This window comes from Streptomyces sp. P17 (assembly GCF_032436805.1).
Taxonomy (GTDB): Bacteria; Actinomycetota; Actinomycetes; order Streptomycetales; family Streptomycetaceae; genus Streptomyces.
In genome coordinates this window covers 1-269 of the sequence record NZ_JAVRBF010000876.1, presented here as the reverse complement: position 1 = coordinate 269, position 269 = coordinate 1, and the positions used below count along the sequence as shown (strand labels likewise).

At 59.1% G+C, this 269-nt stretch carries 1 protein-coding gene; it reads right to left on the bottom strand.

Annotated features, from left to right (window positions below):
- Window positions 1–6 precede the first annotated feature (6 nt).
- The coding region (locus RMT89_RS43290; RefSeq protein WP_315889243.1) for an alpha/beta hydrolase at window positions 7–269 on the bottom strand (263 nt) is incomplete at its 5' end.

Sequence of the window (269 nt, the reverse complement as noted above, 5' to 3'; positions counted from 1 at the left end):
GCGCGATCAAATCTCATCGTCCGGTCCCGTCAAACATCGCAAAAAGTCGCCGACGACCCGGCTGAAAACGTCGGGCGCCTCGAGAAACGGAAAATGTGCGCCGCCCTCTTCGTCAGAGAATTCGCGATAGATGGAGCCTGCGATCTGGCCATGGATGAAGCGCTGCGAACGCGGCGAAACATGACTGACAGTGCCGCCGGTCACGAGGGTGGGGCGATCGATGCGCGACAGAATATCGCGCCAATCGTTCGTACAATGGCTGAGCAGGA